This window comes from Paraburkholderia sp. EG286A, assembly GCF_040965375.1.
GTDB lineage: Bacteria > Pseudomonadota > Gammaproteobacteria > Burkholderiales > Burkholderiaceae > Paraburkholderia.
In genome coordinates this window covers 335,223-353,503 of record NZ_JBFRCB010000005.1, presented here as the reverse complement: position 1 = coordinate 353,503, position 18,281 = coordinate 335,223, and the positions used below count along the sequence as shown (strand labels likewise).

The 18,281-nt window shown below is 66.6% G+C and carries 15 protein-coding genes; 9 read left to right on the top strand and 6 right to left on the bottom strand.

Going from position 1 to position 18,281, the window contains the following annotated elements:
• The first annotated feature begins 10 nt into the window (after positions 1 to 10).
• Entirely contained in the window at positions 11 to 1,141 is a 1,131-nt protein-coding gene (locus tag AB4Y35_RS24750; RefSeq protein ID WP_368706387.1) for a DnaJ domain-containing protein, read from the top strand.
• A gap of 13 nt (positions 1,142 to 1,154) precedes the next feature.
• Here AB4Y35_RS24750 and AB4Y35_RS24745 read toward each other — a convergent pair whose 3' ends face one another.
• Together AB4Y35_RS24745 and AB4Y35_RS24740 are read right to left on the bottom strand one after the other, a co-directional pair.
• Positions 1,155 to 1,496: a DHCW motif cupin fold protein gene (locus AB4Y35_RS24745; RefSeq protein WP_368706386.1), complete on the bottom strand. Its 342-nt coding sequence runs from the start codon at positions 1,494 to 1,496 to the stop codon at positions 1,155 to 1,157.
• Between the two features lie 45 nt (positions 1,497 to 1,541).
• Positions 1,542 to 1,967, bottom strand: a complete 426-nt coding sequence (locus AB4Y35_RS24740) for a MarR family transcriptional regulator (protein WP_368706385.1) — start codon at positions 1,965 to 1,967, stop codon at positions 1,542 to 1,544.
• 231 nt (positions 1,968 to 2,198) lie between these two features.
• On the opposite strand from AB4Y35_RS24740, the gene badH reads away from it, so the two are divergent.
• The 4 genes from badH (at position 2,199) to aliA (ending at position 6,777) form a co-directional block, all read left to right on the top strand.
• Positions 2,199 to 2,966 carry a 2-hydroxycyclohexanecarboxyl-CoA dehydrogenase gene (badH, locus tag AB4Y35_RS24735; protein WP_368706384.1) on the top strand — a complete coding sequence of 256 codons (768 nt, stop codon included), beginning with the start codon at positions 2,199 to 2,201 and terminating at the stop codon, positions 2,964 to 2,966.
• Between the two features lie 50 nt (positions 2,967 to 3,016).
• Positions 3,017 to 3,799, top strand: a complete 783-nt coding sequence (gene badI / locus AB4Y35_RS24730) for a 2-ketocyclohexanecarboxyl-CoA hydrolase (RefSeq protein WP_368706383.1) — start codon at positions 3,017 to 3,019, stop codon at positions 3,797 to 3,799.
• Positions 3,800 to 3,860: 61 nt separating this feature from the next.
• On the top strand, positions 3,861 to 5,012 hold the full coding sequence (aliB, locus tag AB4Y35_RS24725; RefSeq protein ID WP_368706382.1) for a cyclohexanecarboxyl-CoA dehydrogenase: 1,152 nt from the start codon (positions 3,861 to 3,863) through the stop codon (positions 5,010 to 5,012).
• A 46-nt stretch (positions 5,013 to 5,058) separates the two neighbouring features.
• Positions 5,059 to 6,777 carry a cyclohexanecarboxylate-CoA ligase gene (gene aliA, locus AB4Y35_RS24720; RefSeq protein WP_368706381.1) on the top strand — a complete coding sequence of 573 codons (1,719 nt, stop codon included), beginning with the start codon at positions 5,059 to 5,061 and terminating at the stop codon, positions 6,775 to 6,777.
• Here the strand turns inward: aliA and AB4Y35_RS24715 are convergent.
• On the bottom strand, positions 6,713 to 8,296 hold the full coding sequence (locus AB4Y35_RS24715; protein WP_368706380.1) for an inorganic phosphate transporter: 1,584 nt from the start codon (positions 8,294 to 8,296) through the stop codon (positions 6,713 to 6,715). The genes aliA and AB4Y35_RS24715 overlap by 65 nt on opposite strands.
• A gap of 314 nt (positions 8,297 to 8,610) precedes the next feature.
• Here AB4Y35_RS24715 and AB4Y35_RS24710 point away from each other — a divergent pair, with 314 nt between their 5' ends.
• Positions 8,611 to 10,251 (top strand): AMP-binding protein, encoded by a 1,641-nt coding sequence (locus tag AB4Y35_RS24710; protein WP_368706379.1) that lies wholly within the window; start codon positions 8,611 to 8,613, stop codon positions 10,249 to 10,251.
• Positions 10,252 to 10,277: 26 nt separating this feature from the next.
• Here AB4Y35_RS24710 and AB4Y35_RS24705 read toward each other — a convergent pair whose 3' ends face one another.
• The 3 genes from AB4Y35_RS24705 to AB4Y35_RS24695 all read right to left on the bottom strand — a co-directional run bounded on the left by AB4Y35_RS24705 (position 10,278) and on the right by AB4Y35_RS24695 (position 14,989).
• Positions 10,278 to 11,636, bottom strand: coding sequence for a PucR family transcriptional regulator (locus AB4Y35_RS24705; RefSeq protein WP_368706378.1), 1,359 nt, complete (start codon positions 11,634 to 11,636; stop codon positions 10,278 to 10,280).
• 136 nt (positions 11,637 to 11,772) lie between these two features.
• Positions 11,773 to 12,951 (bottom strand): porin, encoded by a 1,179-nt coding sequence (locus AB4Y35_RS24700; RefSeq protein WP_368706377.1) that lies wholly within the window; start codon positions 12,949 to 12,951, stop codon positions 11,773 to 11,775.
• Positions 12,952 to 13,072: 121 nt separating this feature from the next.
• On the bottom strand, positions 13,073 to 14,989 hold the full coding sequence (locus AB4Y35_RS24695) for a bifunctional sugar phosphate isomerase/epimerase/4-hydroxyphenylpyruvate dioxygenase family protein (protein WP_368706747.1): 1,917 nt from the start codon (positions 14,987 to 14,989) through the stop codon (positions 13,073 to 13,075).
• Positions 14,990 to 15,295: 306 nt separating this feature from the next.
• Here AB4Y35_RS24695 and aroQ point away from each other — a divergent pair, with 306 nt between their 5' ends.
• The 3 genes from aroQ (at position 15,296) to AB4Y35_RS24680 (ending at position 18,213) form a co-directional block, all read left to right on the top strand.
• Positions 15,296 to 15,751, top strand: a complete 456-nt coding sequence (gene aroQ / locus AB4Y35_RS24690) for a type II 3-dehydroquinate dehydratase (protein WP_158762774.1) — start codon at positions 15,296 to 15,298, stop codon at positions 15,749 to 15,751.
• A complete protein-coding gene (locus AB4Y35_RS24685; protein ID WP_368706376.1) occupies positions 15,748 to 16,668 on the top strand; it encodes a shikimate dehydrogenase in 921 nt (306 codons plus the stop codon). Before aroQ ends, AB4Y35_RS24685 begins: the two co-directional genes overlap by 4 nt.
• A gap of 246 nt (positions 16,669 to 16,914) precedes the next feature.
• Entirely contained in the window at positions 16,915 to 18,213 is a 1,299-nt protein-coding gene (locus AB4Y35_RS24680; RefSeq protein ID WP_368706746.1) for an MFS transporter, read from the top strand.
• Positions 18,214 to 18,281: the final 68 nt, after the last annotated feature.

Sequence of the window (18,281 nt, the reverse complement as noted above, 5' to 3'; positions counted from 1 at the left end):
GATACAGGTCATGCCAGGCCGCGATTACCGACCCGTGGATTACGACCGCCTCTACTACCGGCTCGATCTGGAGCCGGGGGCGAGCGAGGCGGACATCAAGCATCACTATCGCCATCTCGCGCAGATCCTGCATCCCGACAAATGGCGGCACCCCACGGCCGCCTCGATGCGCTGGGCCGACGACCAGTTCAAGCGCGTCAAGGAGGCGCGTGAGCTGCTCGAGGCGTACTGGTCCGTGCATCGTGCGCCGCCGGTGAGCCGCGCCGCACTGAGCGTCGCGCAGGCCGACGAACTGCATGCGCAGATGCAGGCGCTGCTGGCCCAGCGCGAACGCGTGCGCGCCGAGCTGGACGGGCTGCGCGCCGAGCGCACGCGTACCCTCGACGAGCTCCAGCGTATGCGGATCGAACGCGACTCGCTGCACGGCGAGCTCACGGGGCTGCGCGACGAAGCCGATGTCGCGCAGCAAGGCGAGCCGCAGGGCGCAACCGCGGCCGAAACCGATGACGTACAGGTGCGTTCAGGCGGCGTGCGCGATTTCCTGTTTGCGAAATTCGACGACCCGTCGCGGGGCTGGCTGCTGACGCTTTCCGCGAGCGTGTTCGCGTGCATCGTAATCTTCGTTGCCGCGCACTGGATCGCGGGCTTGCTGCTCGCGCCCATTGCGCGCTTCGAGGTGGGCCGCTGGCTCACGCATATTCTGCAGTGGGCGCTCGTGGCGGGCGGCGTGGTGCTCACGTTCGGCTGGGGCTGGTCGCAGCGCACGCTGTATCGCGCCGGGCGTGCCGGGCGCGAGCACCCCGTGGCCTTGCCCACCGATGAAACGCGCCTGCGCGTGAGCGCGGCGCTGCGTCACGAGGCGCACTACGGAGCGGAGTGGAGCATCGAATCGTACGAGGCCGCACCCGACGATACGCAATTCGCGCTGCGTGCGGTCATACGCTTTTCGCCTGGTTCGCAAACGGCCACGCGGCGCCACATGGTGGCGTTCCGCTGCCGGGCGCACACGACCGGCGCCGCGCAGACGGCGCTCGCGTACGACTTCTCCGTGGCGGCGCCCACGTGGTGGCTGGTTCCCGCCGCGCGCGTGGTGCGCGACCTGCGCAAGCGGCTCGACGCCGATCTCGGCGCGCCGCGCTGAAGCGACATCGCTTTCAATCGACGACGAAGAGCTTCGCACCCGTGCGCGTGTACGACTGGTGCGCCTCGGCGTTGTCGCCCACCTGATAGCTCATGCCGGACGTGAGGACGAACTTGCGCCCGTCGTCGAGGGTGGTTTCGAGTTCGCCTTCGAGGCAGAACAGAATGTGCCCCTTCTTGCACCAGTGATCCGCGAGGTAGCCCGGCGAATACTCGACCATGCGCACGCGGATCGGGTCGGCCTCGTCGCCGAAAAAACGCGTGCGCCAGGTGGCCATGCCCGTTTCCCCTTTGTGTTGCGTGGGCTCGACGCTGGACCAGCCGGTGGTGCCGAAGCGAAATGCATCCATTTTCATGCGGTTTTCTCCTTGTGCGTGACGTCAGAGTGTAGCTGAGCGCGCTCACGCATCGTCGTCGTCCGCCACGCGTTCCCGTTCGTCCACGCGCTTCATGTTGTCGAGCAGCTTCAGCAGATAGTGCAGCGTGTGCGTCATGTCGTCCGACGAAAAATTGTCCAGCACGGCTTCGTAGTACGCCTCGATTTTCGGCGTGGCCTGCGAAACCCATAGCTTGCGGCCCGGCCCGGTCATGCAGACGAGGCGCGAGCGGCGATCGCGCGCGTCCGCCTGGGTGCTCACGTGACCGTCGCGTTCCATCCGGCTGATCAGACCCGAGAGATTCTGGCGGCTCACCATCAGATAGCGCGCGAGGTCGCCCACGCTCATCCCCGGCTGGGCTTCCGGGCGCGAGAGCGCGCCGAGCACGGCCCATTGCTGCGTGGTCAAACCCTCGGCCTCCACGGCGCGCGTGCCGGTTTTATGCAACATGTTTGCGCATTGGTAGAGCCGGAAGAACAGCCGGTTGGCAAGATCGAAGCGGCTTGAATCCTGAATTTTTGGTGTTTTAGGCAAGGGTTTCTCCTGGTGCTTCCACGCTTGTCTTCGATCTGGGTGTTACCTAGTATACGTCAACATATTGACGTAATTCGCGGTGAGGCCAAAAGGCGGCCCCAGCGTCGAAGGCGTCTATGGTACTGCTCAACCGAATGGAGGATCGCGGTGCGAAAACTCGAAGGCAAGACGGTCGTGGTGACGGGCGGTGGCGGCGGCATCGGCGGGGCGACCTGCCGGCGCTTCGCGGCCGAGGGCGCGCGCGTGGCGGTGCTGGATCTGTCGCTCGACGCGGCGCTGAAGGTGGCCGATGAGATTCACGAAAAGGGCGGCCAGGCGCTGGCGCTGCGTTGCGATATCACGAACCGCGCTGAGGTGGAAACGGCGCTCGAGCAAGTGCAAGCGCAGCTCGGTCCCGTGGATGTGCTCGTGAACAATGCGGGCTGGGACGTTTTCCGCCCGTTCACGAAGACCGAACCGGCGCAGTGGGACAAGCTCATCGCCATCAATCTCACGGGCGCGCTGCACATGCATCACGCGGTGCTGCCCGGCATGGTCGAGCGCAAGCGCGGTCGCATCATCAACATCGCCTCGGACGCCGCGCGTGTGGGCTCGTCGGGCGAAGCGGTCTACGCGGCGTGCAAGGGCGGTCTCGTGGCGTTTTCGAAAACCATTGCACGTGAGCATGCGCGCCACGGCATCACCGTGAACGTGGTGTGTCCGGGCCCGACCGACACCGCGCTCTTCGCCGAATACAAGGAAGGCGCGGGCAACCCCGAAAAGCTGCTGGAAGCGTTCCAGCGCTCCATTCCGCTCGGCCGCATCGGGCAGCCCGACGATCTGCCCGGCGCGATCGTGTTCTTCGCGAGCGACGACGCGAACTACGTCACGGGCCAGGTGCTGAGCGTATCGGGCGGCCTGACCATGGCGGGCTAACGGCGACGAACACGCGCTCTATCGACTACGCAACATCAAAGGCATCGATCATGAACTACGAAGACATTCTCTACGAAGTGCGCAACGGCGCGGCATGGATCACCATCAACCGGCCCGACAAGATGAACGCGTTTCGCGGCCGCACCTGCGATGAGCTGATTCACGCGATCAACAAGGCGGGCTACGACCGCGAGATCGGCGCGATCGTCCTTGCGGGCGCGGGCGACAAGGCGTTCTGCACGGGCGGCGACCAGTCCGCGCACGCGGGACAGTACGACGGACGCGGCACGATCGGCCTGCCGATCGAAGAGCTGCACACGGCGATTCGCGACGTGCCTAAACCCGTGATCGCGCGCGTGCAGGGCTATGCGGTGGGCGGCGGCAACGTGCTGTGCACGATCTGCGATTTCACCATTGCTTCGGAAAAGGCCGTGTTCGCGCAGGCGGGCCCGAAGGTCGGCTCGGTCGATCCGGGTTACGGCACGGCGTTTCTCGCGCGCGTGGTGGGCGAAAAGAAGGCGCGTGAAATCTGGTATCTGTGCCGCCGCTATCCGGCTGCCGAAGCGCTGGCCATGGGCCTCGTGAACGCGGTCGTGCCGCACGATCAGCTCGACGCGGAAGTGCAGAAGTGGTGCGACGAGATCATGGAAAAGAGCCCCACGGCCATTGCGATCGCCAAGCGCTCGTTCAATATGGACACCGCGCATCAGGCGGGCATTGCCGGCATGGGCATGTATGCGCTCAAGCTCTACTACGACACGGAAGAATCGCGCGAGGGCGTGCGCGCGTTCCAGGAAAAGCGCAAACCCGAGTTCCGCAAGTACGCCAAATAACGGCGTCTCCATGACGATCAGGATGGCGAATGAATAGAGCAGGCCGCTTCAAGGAGACACCATGAATCCGTATATCGACGAAGACCTCGCCGCGCTCGGCGAGCACGCGCGGCGCTTTGCACAAGGGCGCGTCGCGCCTGGCTTCATCGAGCGAGACACCACACGCGTGCTCGATCGCGGCCTCATGCGCGAAATGGGCGAGATGGGCTTCATCGCGCCGGAATTGCCGGAGCAGTACGGCGGCCAGGGCCTGGGCTGCCTGGCCGCGGGGGTGATCCACGAGGAGATTGCGCGTGCGGACCTGAGCCTCTCGTACATCAACCTGCTTGCCTCGCTCAACGGGCAGATCCTCGCCAAGCACGCCGCGCCCGAGATTGCGCGCCCGTGGCTCGAACGCCTCACGCAGGGTCGCGCGCTGCTTGCCATCGCGCTCACAGAACCGCGCGGCGGTTCGGATGCCGCGAACCTGCGGCTGAAAATGGAGCGCGTGGGCGACCACTACGTCCTCAACGGCGAGAAAACCTCGATTTCGGCCGCCGATCAGGCCGACGCCGCCGTGGTGTTCGCGCGCACCGGCAGCGTGGCAGATGGCGCGCGCGGCGTCTCGGCCATCCTCGTGCCGATGGACCTGCCGGGCGTGACGCGCAATCGCTTCGACTGCCACGGGCAGCGCGCGATCGGGCGCGGTTCGATCTTCTTCGAGAACGTGCGCGTGCCGGTGGACCACCTGCTGGGCGACGAGGGCAAGGGCTTCGTTCAGGTGATGCAGGGCTTCGACTTTTCGCGCGCGTTGATCGGTCTGCAGGTGCTCGCCGTGGCGAGCGTGAGCCTCGAAGAAACGTGGGAGTACGTCGCCCAGCGCGAAGCCTTCGGCAAGCCGCTCTCTGCGTTCCAGGGCGTGTCGCATCCGCTCGCCGAATACGCCACCCAGGTGGAGGCGGCGCGCCTGCTGTGCCTGCAAACGCTGTGGCTCAAGGACCGTGGACTGCCGCATACGGCCGAAGCGGCCATGTGCAAGTGGTGGGGGCCGAAGCTCGCCTACGACGTAGTGCACCAATGCCTGCTTTCGTTCGGGCACGGCGGCTACGACCGCGGGCCGCTCGAACAGCGCCTGCGCGACGTGCTCGGCTTCCAGATCGGCGACGGCACGGCCCAGATCATGAAGACCATCATCGCGCGCTCGAACGCGGGCCGCGACGCGGTGCCGGCATGATGCGCGCCGCCTGCGACGTTTCCTGCAACGCCACGGGAGGCTGCACATGGAGTTCGACGCGGTACTGATCGGGCCGCGCCGCGCGCGCGAGGACGCAAGGCGCTGGTGGCCCGGGCGCACCATCAACGACGAGCTGGACGCCTGCGTGGCCGAATGTCCGGCGAAGATCGCGCTCACGGCGGTACGCATCGAGGAAGGCGAGACCACGCGCTTCACCTACGCGCAGATGGCGCGTATGGCGGACCGCATCGCCGTGGGCCTGGCCAGGCTCGGCGTCGCAAAGGGCGACGTGGTCTCGATGCAACTGCCGAACTGCTGGCAGTTCACGTTGCTCTATCTCGCGTGCTCGCGCATCGGTGCGGTGCTCAATCCCCTCATGCCGATCTTTCGCGAGCGCGAGTTGTCGTTCATGCTCAACCATGGCGGCAGCAAGGTGATGATCGTGCCGCAGCGCTATCGAGGCTTCGACTACGAGGCCATGCTGCGCGCGTTGCGGCCTGAACTCCCTGCCTTGCAGCACGTGGTGGTCGTGGGCGCAACGAATGAAGGCGAGCCGGCGCGCAACAGTTTCGAAGCGCTCCTGAGCGGCCCGCGCTGGGAAGAGGCGAGTGACGCCGAAGCCATCCTCACGCGCAATCGCCCAGGCCCCGACGACGTGACGCAGCTGCTCTACACCTCCGGCACGACGGGCGAGCCCAAGGGCGTGATGCACACGGGGAATACGCTGTTTTCGAACATCTTCCCGTATGCGCAGGCCATGCGTCTCGGCCGCGACGACGTCGTGCTGATGGCCTCGCCGATGGCGCATCAAACCGGCTTCATGTATGGCCTCATGATGCCCATTGCATTGCGGGCGAGCGCCGTCCTGCAGGACGTATGGCAGCCCGAGGCGGCGCTTGCGCTGATCGCACAGGAACGCGCGACGTTCACGATGGCGTCCACTGCGTTCCTCGGCGATCTCGCCAACGCGGCCGTCGAGACGGACACGCGCGTGCCGACGCTGCGCACGTTCTTGTGCGCGGGCGCGCCCATTCCCGGCGCGCTGGTCGAGCGCGCACGCATGGCGCTGGGGGCGAAGATCGTCTCCGCGTGGGGCATGACGGAGCTGGGCGCGGTGACGCTCACGCATCTGGACGACGATGACGAACGCGCCTCTACGACCGATGGCGCGCCGCTGCCGGGCGTGCAAGTGAAGGTGGTCGACGAGAACGATCACGCGCTGCCGCCGAACGTAGCGGGCCGGCTCTTCGTGCGCTCCTGCTCGGGTTTCGGCGGCTACCTCAAGCGCGCGCATCTCAACGCGACCGATGCGCAAGGCTGGTTCGACACGGGCGACCTCGCGATCGTCGACGCGCGCGGCTACATCCGCATCAGTGGCCGCAGCAAGGACGTGATCATCCGCGGTGGCGAGAATATTCCCGTGGTGGAGATCGAATCGCTGCTCTACCGGCATCCCGCCGTGGCACAGGTGGCGATCGTCGCGTACGCGGACGAGCGGCTGGGCGAGCGTGCCTGCGCCGTGGTGGTGGCGAGGCCCGGCGAGGCGGTCGATCTGCCTTCGCTCGTCGGCTTTCTCAAGTCGCACAGGGTTGCCGTGCAGTACCTGCCCGAACGCCTATGGCTGCTCGACGCCATGCCGACCACGCCCGCAGGCAAGGTGCAGAAGTTCCGTTTGCGCGACATGCTGCGTGAAGCCGATGTCAGAGAAGCCGCCGGAACATCCAGTAAAGACCGGCAGCAAGCGCAATCGAAGCAGGCAACGTGAGCACCCACGCAAGCACGAGGTTGCGCACGGTCGCCCACTGCAGGCCGGAGCCGTTCGCGGCCATCGTGCCGGCCACGCCCGAAGCGAGCACGTGCGTGGTCGACACCGGCAAGCCGTAGACATCGGCCATGCCGATCGTGATCATCGCGACCGCTTCGGCCGAGGCGCCCTGACCGTAGGTGAGATGCTGCTTGCCGATCTTTTCGCCCACCGTCACGACGATGCGCTTCCAGCCCACCATCGTGCCGAGACCGAGCGCGAGCGCCACGGCCACCTTCACCCAGGTCGGAATGAACTTGGTCGAGTGGTCCATCTGCTTGCGGAAGGTGTCGAGCACGTTAACGTCAGCGGGAGACATCTCCGGTGCCTTCGCCTTCTGCATCAGGCGGATCGCTTCGCTCGCCACGTACATGTTGTTGCGCACGTTGTCGACGATCGCGTCGGGCACCGTCGCCATCGAGCCGGACAAGGCGACCTGGTCGGCGATCGTGTCGGTGAGCTGGCGCAGCGCGGGCAGCGTGGCGGGCGTGAGCTGGCGTGTGCGCACGAATGCCTCGACCTCGGCGCGCGCGTTGTCGGGCGGCGCGCCGTGCGCGTATCGGCCGAGCGTTGCGGATGCCTCGCGCGCCACGACCACGAACGCCGTGGTTTGCTCGGGCGTGACGGCCTTGTTGAGGGCATAGGCGGTCGGCACGACGCCGATCAGGATCAGCATGATGAGGCCCATGCCCTTCTGGCCGTCGTTCGAGCCGTGGGCGAACGAAACGCCGGTGCAGGTGAGGATGAGCAGGATGCGGATCCAGAGCGGCGGCGCCTGGTTGGCTTTGGGCTCGGCATAGAGCGCGGGCACGCGCACGAGCAGCTTGAGCACGAGGAGCAGCAACCCGGCCATGACGAAGCCGACCACGGGCGAGAACAGCAGCGCCTTGCCCACGCCCGCCGCCTGGTCCCAGTCCACGCCGCTCGTGCCCGAAGGCCCGCTGATGAACTGGTTCATGATCCCCACGCCGATGATCGAGCCCACGAGCGTATGCGAACTGGATGACGGCAAGCCGAAATACCAGGTGCCGAGGTTCCAGACGATCGCGGCGAGCAAGAGGGCGAACACCATGGCGAAGCCGGCGCCGCTGCCCACCTGGAGGATGAGTTCCACCGGCAGCAGCTGCAGGATGCCGAACGCGACTGCGCCGCTGGAGACGAGCACGCCGATGAAATTCCACGCGCCCGACCACGCCACGGCGAGATGCGGATCGAGTGAGTTCGTGTAGATGACGGTGGCGACGGCGTTGGCGGTGTCGTGAAAGCCGTTCACGAACTCGAAGCCGAGCGCGATGAGGAGCGCTAGCCCGAGCAGGATGAAGGGCAGCGCCGAGCTTTCGCGTACGGCGCGCAAATCAACGACGAGATGATCGATTACGTAAATCGCCCCGGCCGCAATGATGGCGAGAAATAGGGCGATGCCAATACCGCGGCGGCGTGCGCTCGGCGCGCGGTACGGGGACAAGGGTATGTCCGGCATGAAAGCGTGGCTCTGATCAATCCGCTTGGGGAGGCGCCTCGGCGCAGCGTATGCGGGTTCGCAAACGTGCGTGGCGCGATGCCGCGCCGGCATGCTGAAAGAGCGATGCTGACGAGACGACGCAGTGTCGCACAATTGACAGAAATCAGACATGGACGTGTCGCCGCACCGGTCCGCGCGCGGGCGCGCTTTTGTGACTTCTCACAATCACCTTATCCGCTTTCCCAGTTCTCCCGGCGCGGCCAAGCCCGTAGCATGGGCGTGAAACGCGGCACCTCGCATACAAGCCGCGCATTGATTTCATGGAGACGAACGTGTCGAAAGCCCCCTGGCTCGCCAGCTATGGCGAGATTCCCGCTACCATCGATGCCGATCGGCATCCGTCGCTCGCGCATATGTTCGTCGAGGCGATGCGCGAACATGCGCACCGGCCGGCATTGCGCGCGGGCGATACGACGCCGGGCGACGCTTCGCCGGGCGACGCCTCGCTCAGCTACGCCGACGTCGATCGTCTCTCGCGCGATTTCGCGGCGTATCTGCAGCACGCGGGCGTGAAGAAAGGCGACCGCGTCGCCGTGATGTTGCCGAACCTGCTCGCGTTTCCCATTGCACTGATCGGCATCGTGCGGGCAGGGGCGGTGCAGGTGAACGTGAATCCGCTCTATACGCCGCGCGAGCTTCAGCACCAGCTGGCGGATTCGGGCGCGCAAACGCTCGTGGTGTTCGATGGGGCGCTGCCGACGTTCGATGCGATCAAGGCGAATACGGCCGTCAACACCGTATTGAGCGTTGCCGCAAGCGATTGCGCAAGCTCGGGCGGCGAGCGCGTTGCGCAGCCCGGCTCGTTCGCGGCGGCGCTCGCGCTGGGCGCCGGCTTGCCGTTCGACGCCCCCGCATTGTGCGGCGACGATCCGCTCTTCCTGCAATACACGGGCGGCACGACCGGGCTCTCCAAGGGCGCGCTGCTCACGCATCGCAACCTCGTCGCCAACGTCGAGCAGTTCAAGACCTTCATGCCGGGCTTCATGAACCCGGGCGAGGAAGTCGTCGTCACTGCGCTGCCGCTCTATCACATCTTCGCGCTGACGGTGAATCTCATCACCTACTTCTCGATTGGCGCCGAGAACTGGCTCGTTGCGAACGCGCGCGATCTGGGCGGCATGATCGACGTGTTCAAGGCTGCGCGGCCCACGAGCTTCATGGGCGTGAATACGCTCTATGCGGGGCTCGTTGCGCATCCGCGCATCGGCGAGGTCGATTTTTCGCGGCTGCGGCTCGCGGGCGGTGGCGGCGCGGCGATCATCCCCACGGTATCCGAGCGCTGGCAGGCCATTACGGGCGGCTTCATCCGCGAAGGCTACGGGCTTTCGGAAACGAGCCCGGTGCTGTCGTTCAACCCGGGGAGCGTCGATCACTTCACCGGCACGACGGGACTGCCGGTGCCCTCCACCGACGTCAAGCTGATGAACGACGGCGTCGAGGCCGCGCCTGGCGAGCCGGGCGAGATCTGCGCGAAGGGCCCGCAAGTGATGCAGGGCTACTGGAACCAGCCCGAGGCCACGCGCGCCGCCTTCACGGACGATGGCTACTTTCGCACCGGCGACGTGGGCGTGTTCGACGCGCGCGGCTTCCTGCGCATCGTCGATCGCTCGAAGGACATGATCCTCGTTTCGGGTTTCAACGTGTATCCGAATGAAATCGAGGCGGTCGTGACCGCGTTGCCCGGCGTGGCCGAATGCGCGTGCGTGGGCGTGGCCGACGAGCGCAGCGGCGAGGCCGTGCGTGTGTTCGTGGTGCCCGCGCGTGAGGCGGCGCTGAGCGAGGACGCCGTGATCGCGCATTGCCGGGCGCAACTCGCGGCGTACAAAGTGCCGCGCGTGGTGAGCTTCGTCGAGGCGCTGCCGAAATCGACGGTGGGCAAGATCCTGCGGCGGGAATTGCGTGACGCGGGGTGAAGCGCGAGAGGCGCGCGCCGCGTCGGTCAGCGCGGCGCCGTGCTCTTCGCCTTCTTCACTCCGAGGCGCCCCTTCTTCTCCTTCTTTTTGCCATCGCGCTCGGCACTCTGCGTCGCCCCGCGCAGCTTGAGCGCGATATCCAGCCGCGCGATCCAGTGCGCATCAGTCAGTTTCGCGCCCAGCAGCGTTTCGATGCGCTCGAGCCGGTAGTCGAGCGTATTCGGATGCACGCCTAACGTTTCGGCCGTCTGGCGCCGGCGCTGCCCGCTCGCGAACCATGCTTCGAGCGTGGCGAGCAGGTCCGCCTCGGTCGCCAGTTGCTCGGCGAGCGAAACGAGATAGCGCAGCACGTTGGCGCTGCTGCGCACGCTCTCCTCGATGGCGATCGACGAAAATCGGTGCACGCGCAGGAAGTTGCCGGGTTCCTCGCCGTTTTCCTCGCCGTCGTCCGCGCGGCTGCCTCGCGGCGCAAAGTCCACCGCCTTGAGCGCTTCTTCCACCGAGGCCGCCCAGCCGCGCGCCCCTTCGTTCATGAGCCCGATGCCAATGCTGCGCACGCGCGGCTCGGCGCGCGCGAGCGCGGCCGCATGCTCGGCCACGCGCTGATCGTTGCGCGTCATCGAATCGCCGCGCACGCACGGCAGCCAGAACACCAGCCGCTCGCGGTGCCACGCCCGCACGAGCGCGTCGGGCTTCAGCTCGAAGTGCCGCGCGGCGCTGAGCGCGAAACGGTCGAGCGCATCCTCGCGCACCGAAGGCGCGTGGTCGCGCAAGTCCAGATCGACGGCGAGCGCGATGCGCGGCAGCGTGGCGTCGAGGCCGAGCGCCTCGACGGTCTCGCGAAAGCGCGCGGCGTCGTCGGGGGCATGGAACACGAGGTCGTAGAGCTGCTGCAGCAGCGAGCCGCGCCAGCGCGCCTGCTGGTGCTGCTCGTCGAGATAGGCCTCGGCGATGTGCTCGGCCATCGCGTCGAAGTAATCGAGCAGATAAGGCGAGATGTCGAACAGCAGTTCGTGCGCGAGCGCCGGGTCGGCTTCGGCAAGCTCCGTGCAGGTGCGCCACAACTCGCGCGCGCCCAGGCGAAAGGCGCGCAGCAGCGAGCGCAGCGGCACGTTCTGGTGCACGCGGCGGCGCGCGAACGCCGCGGTCTGGTCCATGACTTCCGCGGTGGGCGGCGTGCCGTCGAGCAGGCACTGGAACCACAGGTTCGCGGAAAACGCGATCGACGAGAAGATGTCCTTGCGCGCCGCCGCCGAGAGCGCGCTATAGCCTTCGAGCGAGAGCAGCGTGTCGTAGGTGCGCTGGACAGCCTTGGGCTGGGTCTTGGCGAGCGTGCGCAGCCTGCTGCGCAGGCGTGGGCTGATGGCGGGGACGGGGGGCGGCACGGTGAGTTCGCGGATTCGCGCGGATTCGTTTAGGCGATACCCGCGAGTGTACTCAGCGCCGAGCCGCTGCGTCGAGGGGCGGCAAGCGAAACCGGGGGCCGTGCAGGCGGCCCCCGGCGGTGCATCGGCACAACGATCAGAACAGCAGCGCGATACCGGCCATGCCGACGAACTGCGAGCGCGTGGACGAAGGCGTCGAGTTCTGCGAGTCGCCCACGGCCGGGCTCGCGTTGACGATGTTGCCCGCGCCGTTCGCGCCGAGCGTCTGGCCGCCCGCGTGCTGGTAAGCCTGCAGCGCATACAGCGTGGTGCGCTTCGAGAGGTGGTACGACTCCTTGAGCGAGTACTGCTGGTAGCGCGCCGCACTCGTGATGCCGTTGGCCTTCGAAGCCAGCGTGTAGGCGAAGCCGCCGCCCACATCGAAGGCCGGCGTGAAGCGATATACGGCGAGCGCCGCCCAGGTGTTGAAGATGGCCGTGTCGTGGAAGATCGACTTGCCGCCCGCGATGTACTGAACGTTCGAATACGACGCGCCGAGGACGAGGTTGCCGAGCGTGTAGTTGCCGCCCGCCGCGATGTGCTGGACCGCGCTCGCCGAGACATAGCCCGTGTTCAGCGACGACTTGCCGAAACTGCCCGTTGACGAGCTATCGAAGCCGCTCGTCAACTGCGCGTTGTCCATGCGCAGGATGGCCGCGGCGAGGCTCACCGGGCCGGCGGAGTAGCGCAGCGCGGCGCTCCACGTCTGGCCCTTGCCGGTGCTGCCCGCAATGCCGCCGAGCGCGTACATGGCGCTGGCCTGCAGGCCGTAAAAGATCGGCGAGGTGTAAGTGGCCGAATTGTTGATGCGCACGGTCGTGTCGAGACCGTCGATATCGCCGGGGTGTGCGCCGGTTGCGCCGGTGAGCCACGAGCTTCCCGTGAGCGGACCGACGAACAGGTAATACGGCGTGTACTGACGGCCCGCAGTGAACGTGCCCAGGTTCTGGTTCTGCAGGCCCACGTAGGCCTGGCGATTGAAGATCAGTCCGCTCGACGACAGCGCGCCCGAGTTGAGGTCGAAGCCGTTCTGCAGGTCGAAGATCGCGAACGTGCCGCCGCCGAGATCTTCCTTGCCCTGCAGGCCGAACTTCGACGCATACAGGTTGCCCTGGCGGAGATAGACGTTCGAGTGACCGTTCTGGTTGTTGACGTAGGTGATGGCGTCGTCTACGGCGCCGTAAAGCGTGACGCTGCTTTGCGCGAACGCGGGGCTGGCCACGAGGGCTGCGCTAGTCGCGAGGAACGTGCCAAAACCAAAGCCTGCTTTCTTCATCGTTGTGTGTCTCCGGGTGAGATTTGGACTGCTTATTGTTTTCTTTGCTACGCCGCCTGATTTTCAGATCGAGGCGGCGTGCGGATTGCTGCGCGAAGTGACTACGGTGACTGCGTTTGAATCAATCCTGCGGTTGGCTCGCGCCCTGCGCGGCGAGTGCGCGCTGGCGCGCCTGCGCTGCGAGGCGCACGGCGGCGTTGGGCGCGCCGTAGCCGTCATAGCCGCCGCGCCGCTCCACGATCTCCAGGAAGAAGCGCTGGTCGAGCGTCTCCGTGTAGGCGTGCAGGAACTCGCCGCCGCGCTCGTCGCGGTCGTAGAGCAGGTTGTGGTTGCGCAGCGCGTCGAGAAACTCGGGGTCGAGCGCGTGGCGTGCGTCGAGATCGTCGTAGTAGTTCGCGGGCACGCGCAGGAGCGGCACGCCGGCCGCCTCGAATTCGGTTACGGCGCGGAAGATGTCGCCGGTGTTGAACGCCACGTGGTTCAGACCCGTGCCGTGGTAGGCACGCACGGTTTCTGCCGCGGCCGTGTGCTGGTCCACCGAGGCGTTGAGCACGACGCGCAGCCCGCGGTCGCGGCTCATGAGCGCGCGGCTGCGCACGAGTCCGTACGGATCGGGCAGCAGCACGGCGGGCGTCGCTTCGAGCCCGAACGCCGACTTCAGGAACAGCACCCACGAATCGAACGAGCCAGCAGGCAGCGAAAGGCTCACGTGATCGATGCCCGCGATCGGTCCCACTTCGACCGGGCCGTCGATATCCGTGAGCGCGAAATCGGCTTCGAAGAGGGTGGGCTCGCCCGGCTCCTCGTTAACGAAATAGTTAAGACTGCCGTCCGGGCCCTGGACGGCGGGCACCACGCGCTCGTTCGGACCCACGCGGCCCGAGAACGGCTGGTAGCCAAATCCTGCCGCGCGTTCGAGCGCGAGACGCGCATCGTCCACGCGAAACGCCGAGGCGCAGAGCGAGAGCCCGTGGCGCTGGAAAAACGCGTCGGCGAACGAGTCGGGCTCGGCATTGAGCACGATGGCGGCCGAGCCGTGCTGATAGAGCGTCACGTCCTTCGAACGATGCTGGCCTGCGCGGCGGAAATGCAGCTTTTCGAGCCAGTTCGCCACATGCGCGCGCGCGGTGTCGTCCACGGCGAACTCGAGGAATTGCCACTGCGCGTTCGCAGGCGCGGCGCTCGGGTGGTAGAGCGCGCTTGCTTCGACATGCTCCGCCTGCAGGGTTTCGCGCGTGAGCGATTCGAGCAGCAAGAGCGAGCGATGGCCGTCGGCGGCCGTGGCGGCGGGCGGCGCGCCGCGAAAACCGTCGTTGAAGATTTCGAGCGAGAGCGGGCCCGTGTAGCCGCTTTTCACCACCTGCGCCGTGAAATCCGCGAGCGCGAAGTCGCCCTGGCCCGGGAAGCAACGATAGTGCCGGCTCCATTCGAGCACGTCCATCTGCATTCTCGGTGCATCGGCGATCTGCACGAAGCCGATGCGCGCGCCCGGAATCGCAGCGATGCCGTCGGGCGCGTCGTCGAGCGAGAGCGTGTGGAAGCTGTCCAGCGCGAGCGTCAGGTTCGCGTGATCGACGGTGTTGACGAGCCGCCACGCGTGGCCATAGGTGCGCACGTGGCGCCCCCATGCAAGCGCCTCATAACAGATCGTCACGCCCGCTTCCCCGGCGGCCTGCGCGAGCGCGCCAAGCTGTGCGGCGGCGAGGCCGTCGTCGCAGATCGTGTCGGGCGAGACATTGCTGCACACCAGCAAACGGTCCGTGCCCAGTTGATGCATGACGTCGAACTTGCGCTTCACGCGTTCGATGTTGCGCGCGAGGCGCTCGGGCGCCACGCCTTCGAAATCGCGGAACGGCTGGTACAGCACGATATCGAGGCCGAGATCGCCGGCCATGCGGCGCACGTCGGCGGGCGAGCCTTCGAAATAGAGCAGATCGTTCTCGAAGATCTCGACGGCGTCGAAGCCCGCGGCGCGGATCGCGGCAAGCTTTTCGGCGAGCGTGCCGCTGATCGACACCGTGGCGATCGAGCGGCGCAGCGCGCGAGAGGGGGTGTGGAGCGGCTTGGACATGGGCATGGCGAGCGTGCTGACTGCGACTTCGGTGTTGAACAAGGGTCCGGTGCGGCGGCGTGGGGCGGGCGTTTAACTAACTGGCGCACCGCAGACACACTTGCCGCTGGAGTGTCCGAAGGATACGCCAAACTAACTAGTTAGTACAAATTCTGGCTAACCCCAGGTGACCGGTGCACCGCTTCGCGGCACACTGGCGACCATGCGGTGAAACATGCAACGGTTCTCGAGCATGCGCCGTGCCGGTCGTCAAGCTGTTCTGGAGTGTGTGTAATGGGAATGCCTTCGGTGCTGGTCCTGAACGGACCGAACCTGAATCTGCTGGGAACGCGGGAGCCCGCGATCTACGGCGCTGAAACGTTAGATGACGTCGCCAACCTGTGCCGCGAAGCGGCGGGGCGTCTTGGGCTCGAGATCGATTTTCGCCAGTCGAACGCCGAGCATCAGCTGATCGACTGGCTCCATGAAGCGCGCACGCGCGTGGACGGCATCGTCATCAATCCGGCTGCCTATACGCATACGTCGGTGGCGATCGCCGATGCGCTTTCCGCCATCGCGAAGCCCGTGATCGAGGTCCATATCTCGAACGTGCACAAGCGCGAGGCGTTTCGGCACCATTCCTTCGTTTCGCCCATTGCGGAGGCCATCATCGTCGGCTGCGGCACGCAAGGGTATGTGCTCGCGCTGGAGCGCATGGCCACGCTGCTCGCCAAAAAGGTGACGAAATGAGCGCCCAGGACAACGCCACAACGAATGCGCTGGGCGCGCGCGCAACCGCCAACTCGTTTCTCTGCGGCCTGATCGGCTCGGGCATCGGCGGCTCGCTCACGCCCGCGATGCAGGAGCAGGAAGGCCGCGAACTCGGCTTCCACTATGTGTACCGGCGCATCGACCTCGAAGCGCTGAAGCTCACGCCCGCCGCGCTGCCCGATCTGTTGCTGGCCGCCGAGCGCATGGGTTTCGACGGTTTGAACATCACCTATCCGTGCAAGCAGGCCGTGATCGAACTGCTCGACGAACTCTCCGACGACGCCCGCGCGCTCGGCGCCGTGAACACGGTGTTGTTCCGCGACGGCAAGCGCATCGGCCACAACACCGACTGGTCGGGTTTCGCGCGCGCGTTCCAGCGCGGCCTGCCTGATGTCTCGCTCGAAGCGGTGGTGCAACTGGGCGCGGGCGGCGCGGGTGCGGCGGTCGCACACGCGGCGCTGCAGATGGGCGCCCAGGCGCTCACGCTGTTCGATGTGGACGCGTCGCGTGCCGAATCGCTCGCCAGCGAATTGCAGGCGCGCTTCCCGGCGGCTCGCGTGAGCGCGGGCGGCGATCTGCGCGAAGTGCTCCAGCACGCCACGGGCCTCATACACGCCACGCCCACCGGCATGGCGAAGCTGCCCGGCATGCCGCTGCCTGCGGAGTATCTGCACGAGCGGCTGTGGGTGGCGGACATCGTCTATTTCCCGATCCGCACCGCGTTGCTCGAAGCGGCCGAGGCGCGCGGCTGCCGCACGCTGAGCGGCGGCGGCATGGCGGTGTACCAGGCAGTGGATGCGTTCCGGCTGTTCACGGGTGTCGAGCCCGACGCGGAACGCATGTATGCGCATCTGCAGTCCATGCTGGCGGCGAATGCTGCAGGCGCCGGCGAATAACAACGACAGCGCGCGACGGGCGTCGGCGTCAAGTCGCTGACTCCCGCCGACCGCCTTACAGGCATGGGACGGGAGTAAACGCTAAAGCGCCAACTCCCGTCGACCGCCTTACAGGCATGGGACGGGAGTAAACGCTAAAGCGCCAACTCCCGTCGACACATCGGAGACGAAGACATGGCACCACCCGTATCCACGGGGCGCGGCGACGCGCCGAACCTTTCCGCAGCCGCGCCCGCCGAGGGCGCCATGCGCCGCTCGAAAGCGCGCTATCGCATCCTCGGCCTGCTGGCCGTCGGCACGATGATCAATTACCTCGATCGCACCGTGCTCGGCATCGCAGCGCCGCAGCTCACCAAGGAGCTGGGCATCAACGCGGCGCTCATGGGCCTCGTGTTCTCGGCGTTCTCGTGGAGCTACGTCGTCGCGCAGATTCCGGGCGGCGTGTTCCTCGACCGCTTCGGCAGCAAGTTCACCTACTGGCTTTCGATGACGCTCTGGTCGATGTGCACGCTCGCCCAGGGCTTCATCAGCGGCGTGGGCGCGCTGTTCGCGTGCCGTCTGGGGCTCGGCGCCGCGGAATCGCCGTGCTTCCCGACCAATAGCCGCGTGGTCGCCACGTGGTTCCCGCAAAGCGAGCGCGCGTTCGCCACGGGCACCTATACGGTGGGCGAATACATCGGCCTCGCGTTCTTCAGCCCGTTCCTCTTCGCGCTGATGGGCGCCTACGGCTGGCGCTCGCTGTTCTACGTGGTCGGCGGCGTGGGCATCGCGTTCGGCGTCGTGTGGTGGTTCCTGTATCGCGAGCCGCACGAGCACCCCGCGGCCAACCGCGCCGAACTCGACTACATCGAAGCGGGCGGCGGTCTGGCTCGCCAGGAGCGCAAGGCCGACACGCAAGCCGCTGCCGGGCAAGCGAAAAAGCAGGGCTTCGACTGGCGCATGGCCGGCAAGCTGGTGCGCCGCCGTCAGCTCGCGGGCATCTGCCTCGGGCAGTTCGCGGGCAACTCCACGCTCGTGTTCTTCCTCACGTGGTTCCCGACCTACCTCGCCACCGAGCGCCACATGGGCTGGCTCAAGATCGGCTTCTTCGCGATCATGCCGTTCATTGCCGCGTCGATCGGCGTGATGTTCGGCGGCACGTTCTCCGACTGGATGCTGCGCCGCGGCATCTCGGCCAACGTGGCGCGCAAGCTGCCGATCATCGCCGGTCTGTTGCTCGCCTCGACGATCATTCTCGCGAACTTCGTAGAGAGCAACGTGGCCGTGATCGCGATCCTCTCGGTGGCGTTCTTCGCGCAAGGGATGGCCGCGCTCGGCTGGACGCTCGTCTCGGATATCGCGCCGGCCGGCATGCTCGGTCTCACGGGCGGCATCTTCAACCTGGCGGCCAATCTCGCGGGCATCATCACGCCGCTGGTCGTCGGGCTGATCGTGGGTGCGACGGGCTCGTTCGTCTGGGCGCTCGTGTTCATCGGCGTGATCGCGCTGATCGGCGCGGCCTCGTATATCTTCATCGTGGGCGATATCAAGCGCATCGAGCTGTAAGGCTCGCAGGCCGCCTGCGGGCGGCTTTCAGCGTGATAGCGGGGCGCGGCACCTTCTAAAGGGCCGCG

Excerpts from the sequence above, each read along its gene's own strand:
- AB4Y35_RS24685 (WP_368706376.1), top strand. The coding sequence starts at position 15,748 with ATGAGCGCCCAGGACAACGCCACAACGAATGCGCTGGGCGCGCGCGCA.
- aliA (WP_368706381.1), top strand. The coding sequence starts at position 5,059 with ATGGAGTTCGACGCGGTACTGATCGGGCCGCGCCGCGCGCGCGAGGAC.
- aliB (WP_368706382.1), top strand. The coding sequence starts at position 3,861 with ATGAATCCGTATATCGACGAAGACCTCGCCGCGCTCGGCGAGCACGCG.
- AB4Y35_RS24740 (WP_368706385.1), bottom strand. The coding sequence starts at position 1,967 with ATGTTGCATAAAACCGGCACGCGCGCCGTGGAGGCCGAGGGTTTGACC.
- AB4Y35_RS24715 (WP_368706380.1), bottom strand. The coding sequence starts at position 8,296 with ATGCCGGACATACCCTTGTCCCCGTACCGCGCGCCGAGCGCACGCCGC.
- AB4Y35_RS24750 (WP_368706387.1), top strand. The coding sequence starts at position 11 with ATGCCAGGCCGCGATTACCGACCCGTGGATTACGACCGCCTCTACTAC.
- AB4Y35_RS24680 (WP_368706746.1), top strand. The coding sequence starts at position 16,915 with ATGCGCCGCTCGAAAGCGCGCTATCGCATCCTCGGCCTGCTGGCCGTC.
- aroQ (WP_158762774.1), top strand. The coding sequence starts at position 15,296 with ATGGGAATGCCTTCGGTGCTGGTCCTGAACGGACCGAACCTGAATCTG.
- AB4Y35_RS24700 (WP_368706377.1), bottom strand. The coding sequence starts at position 12,951 with ATGAAGAAAGCAGGCTTTGGTTTTGGCACGTTCCTCGCGACTAGCGCA.
- badI (WP_368706383.1), top strand. The coding sequence starts at position 3,017 with ATGAACTACGAAGACATTCTCTACGAAGTGCGCAACGGCGCGGCATGG.
- AB4Y35_RS24745 (WP_368706386.1), bottom strand. The coding sequence starts at position 1,496 with ATGAAAATGGATGCATTTCGCTTCGGCACCACCGGCTGGTCCAGCGTC.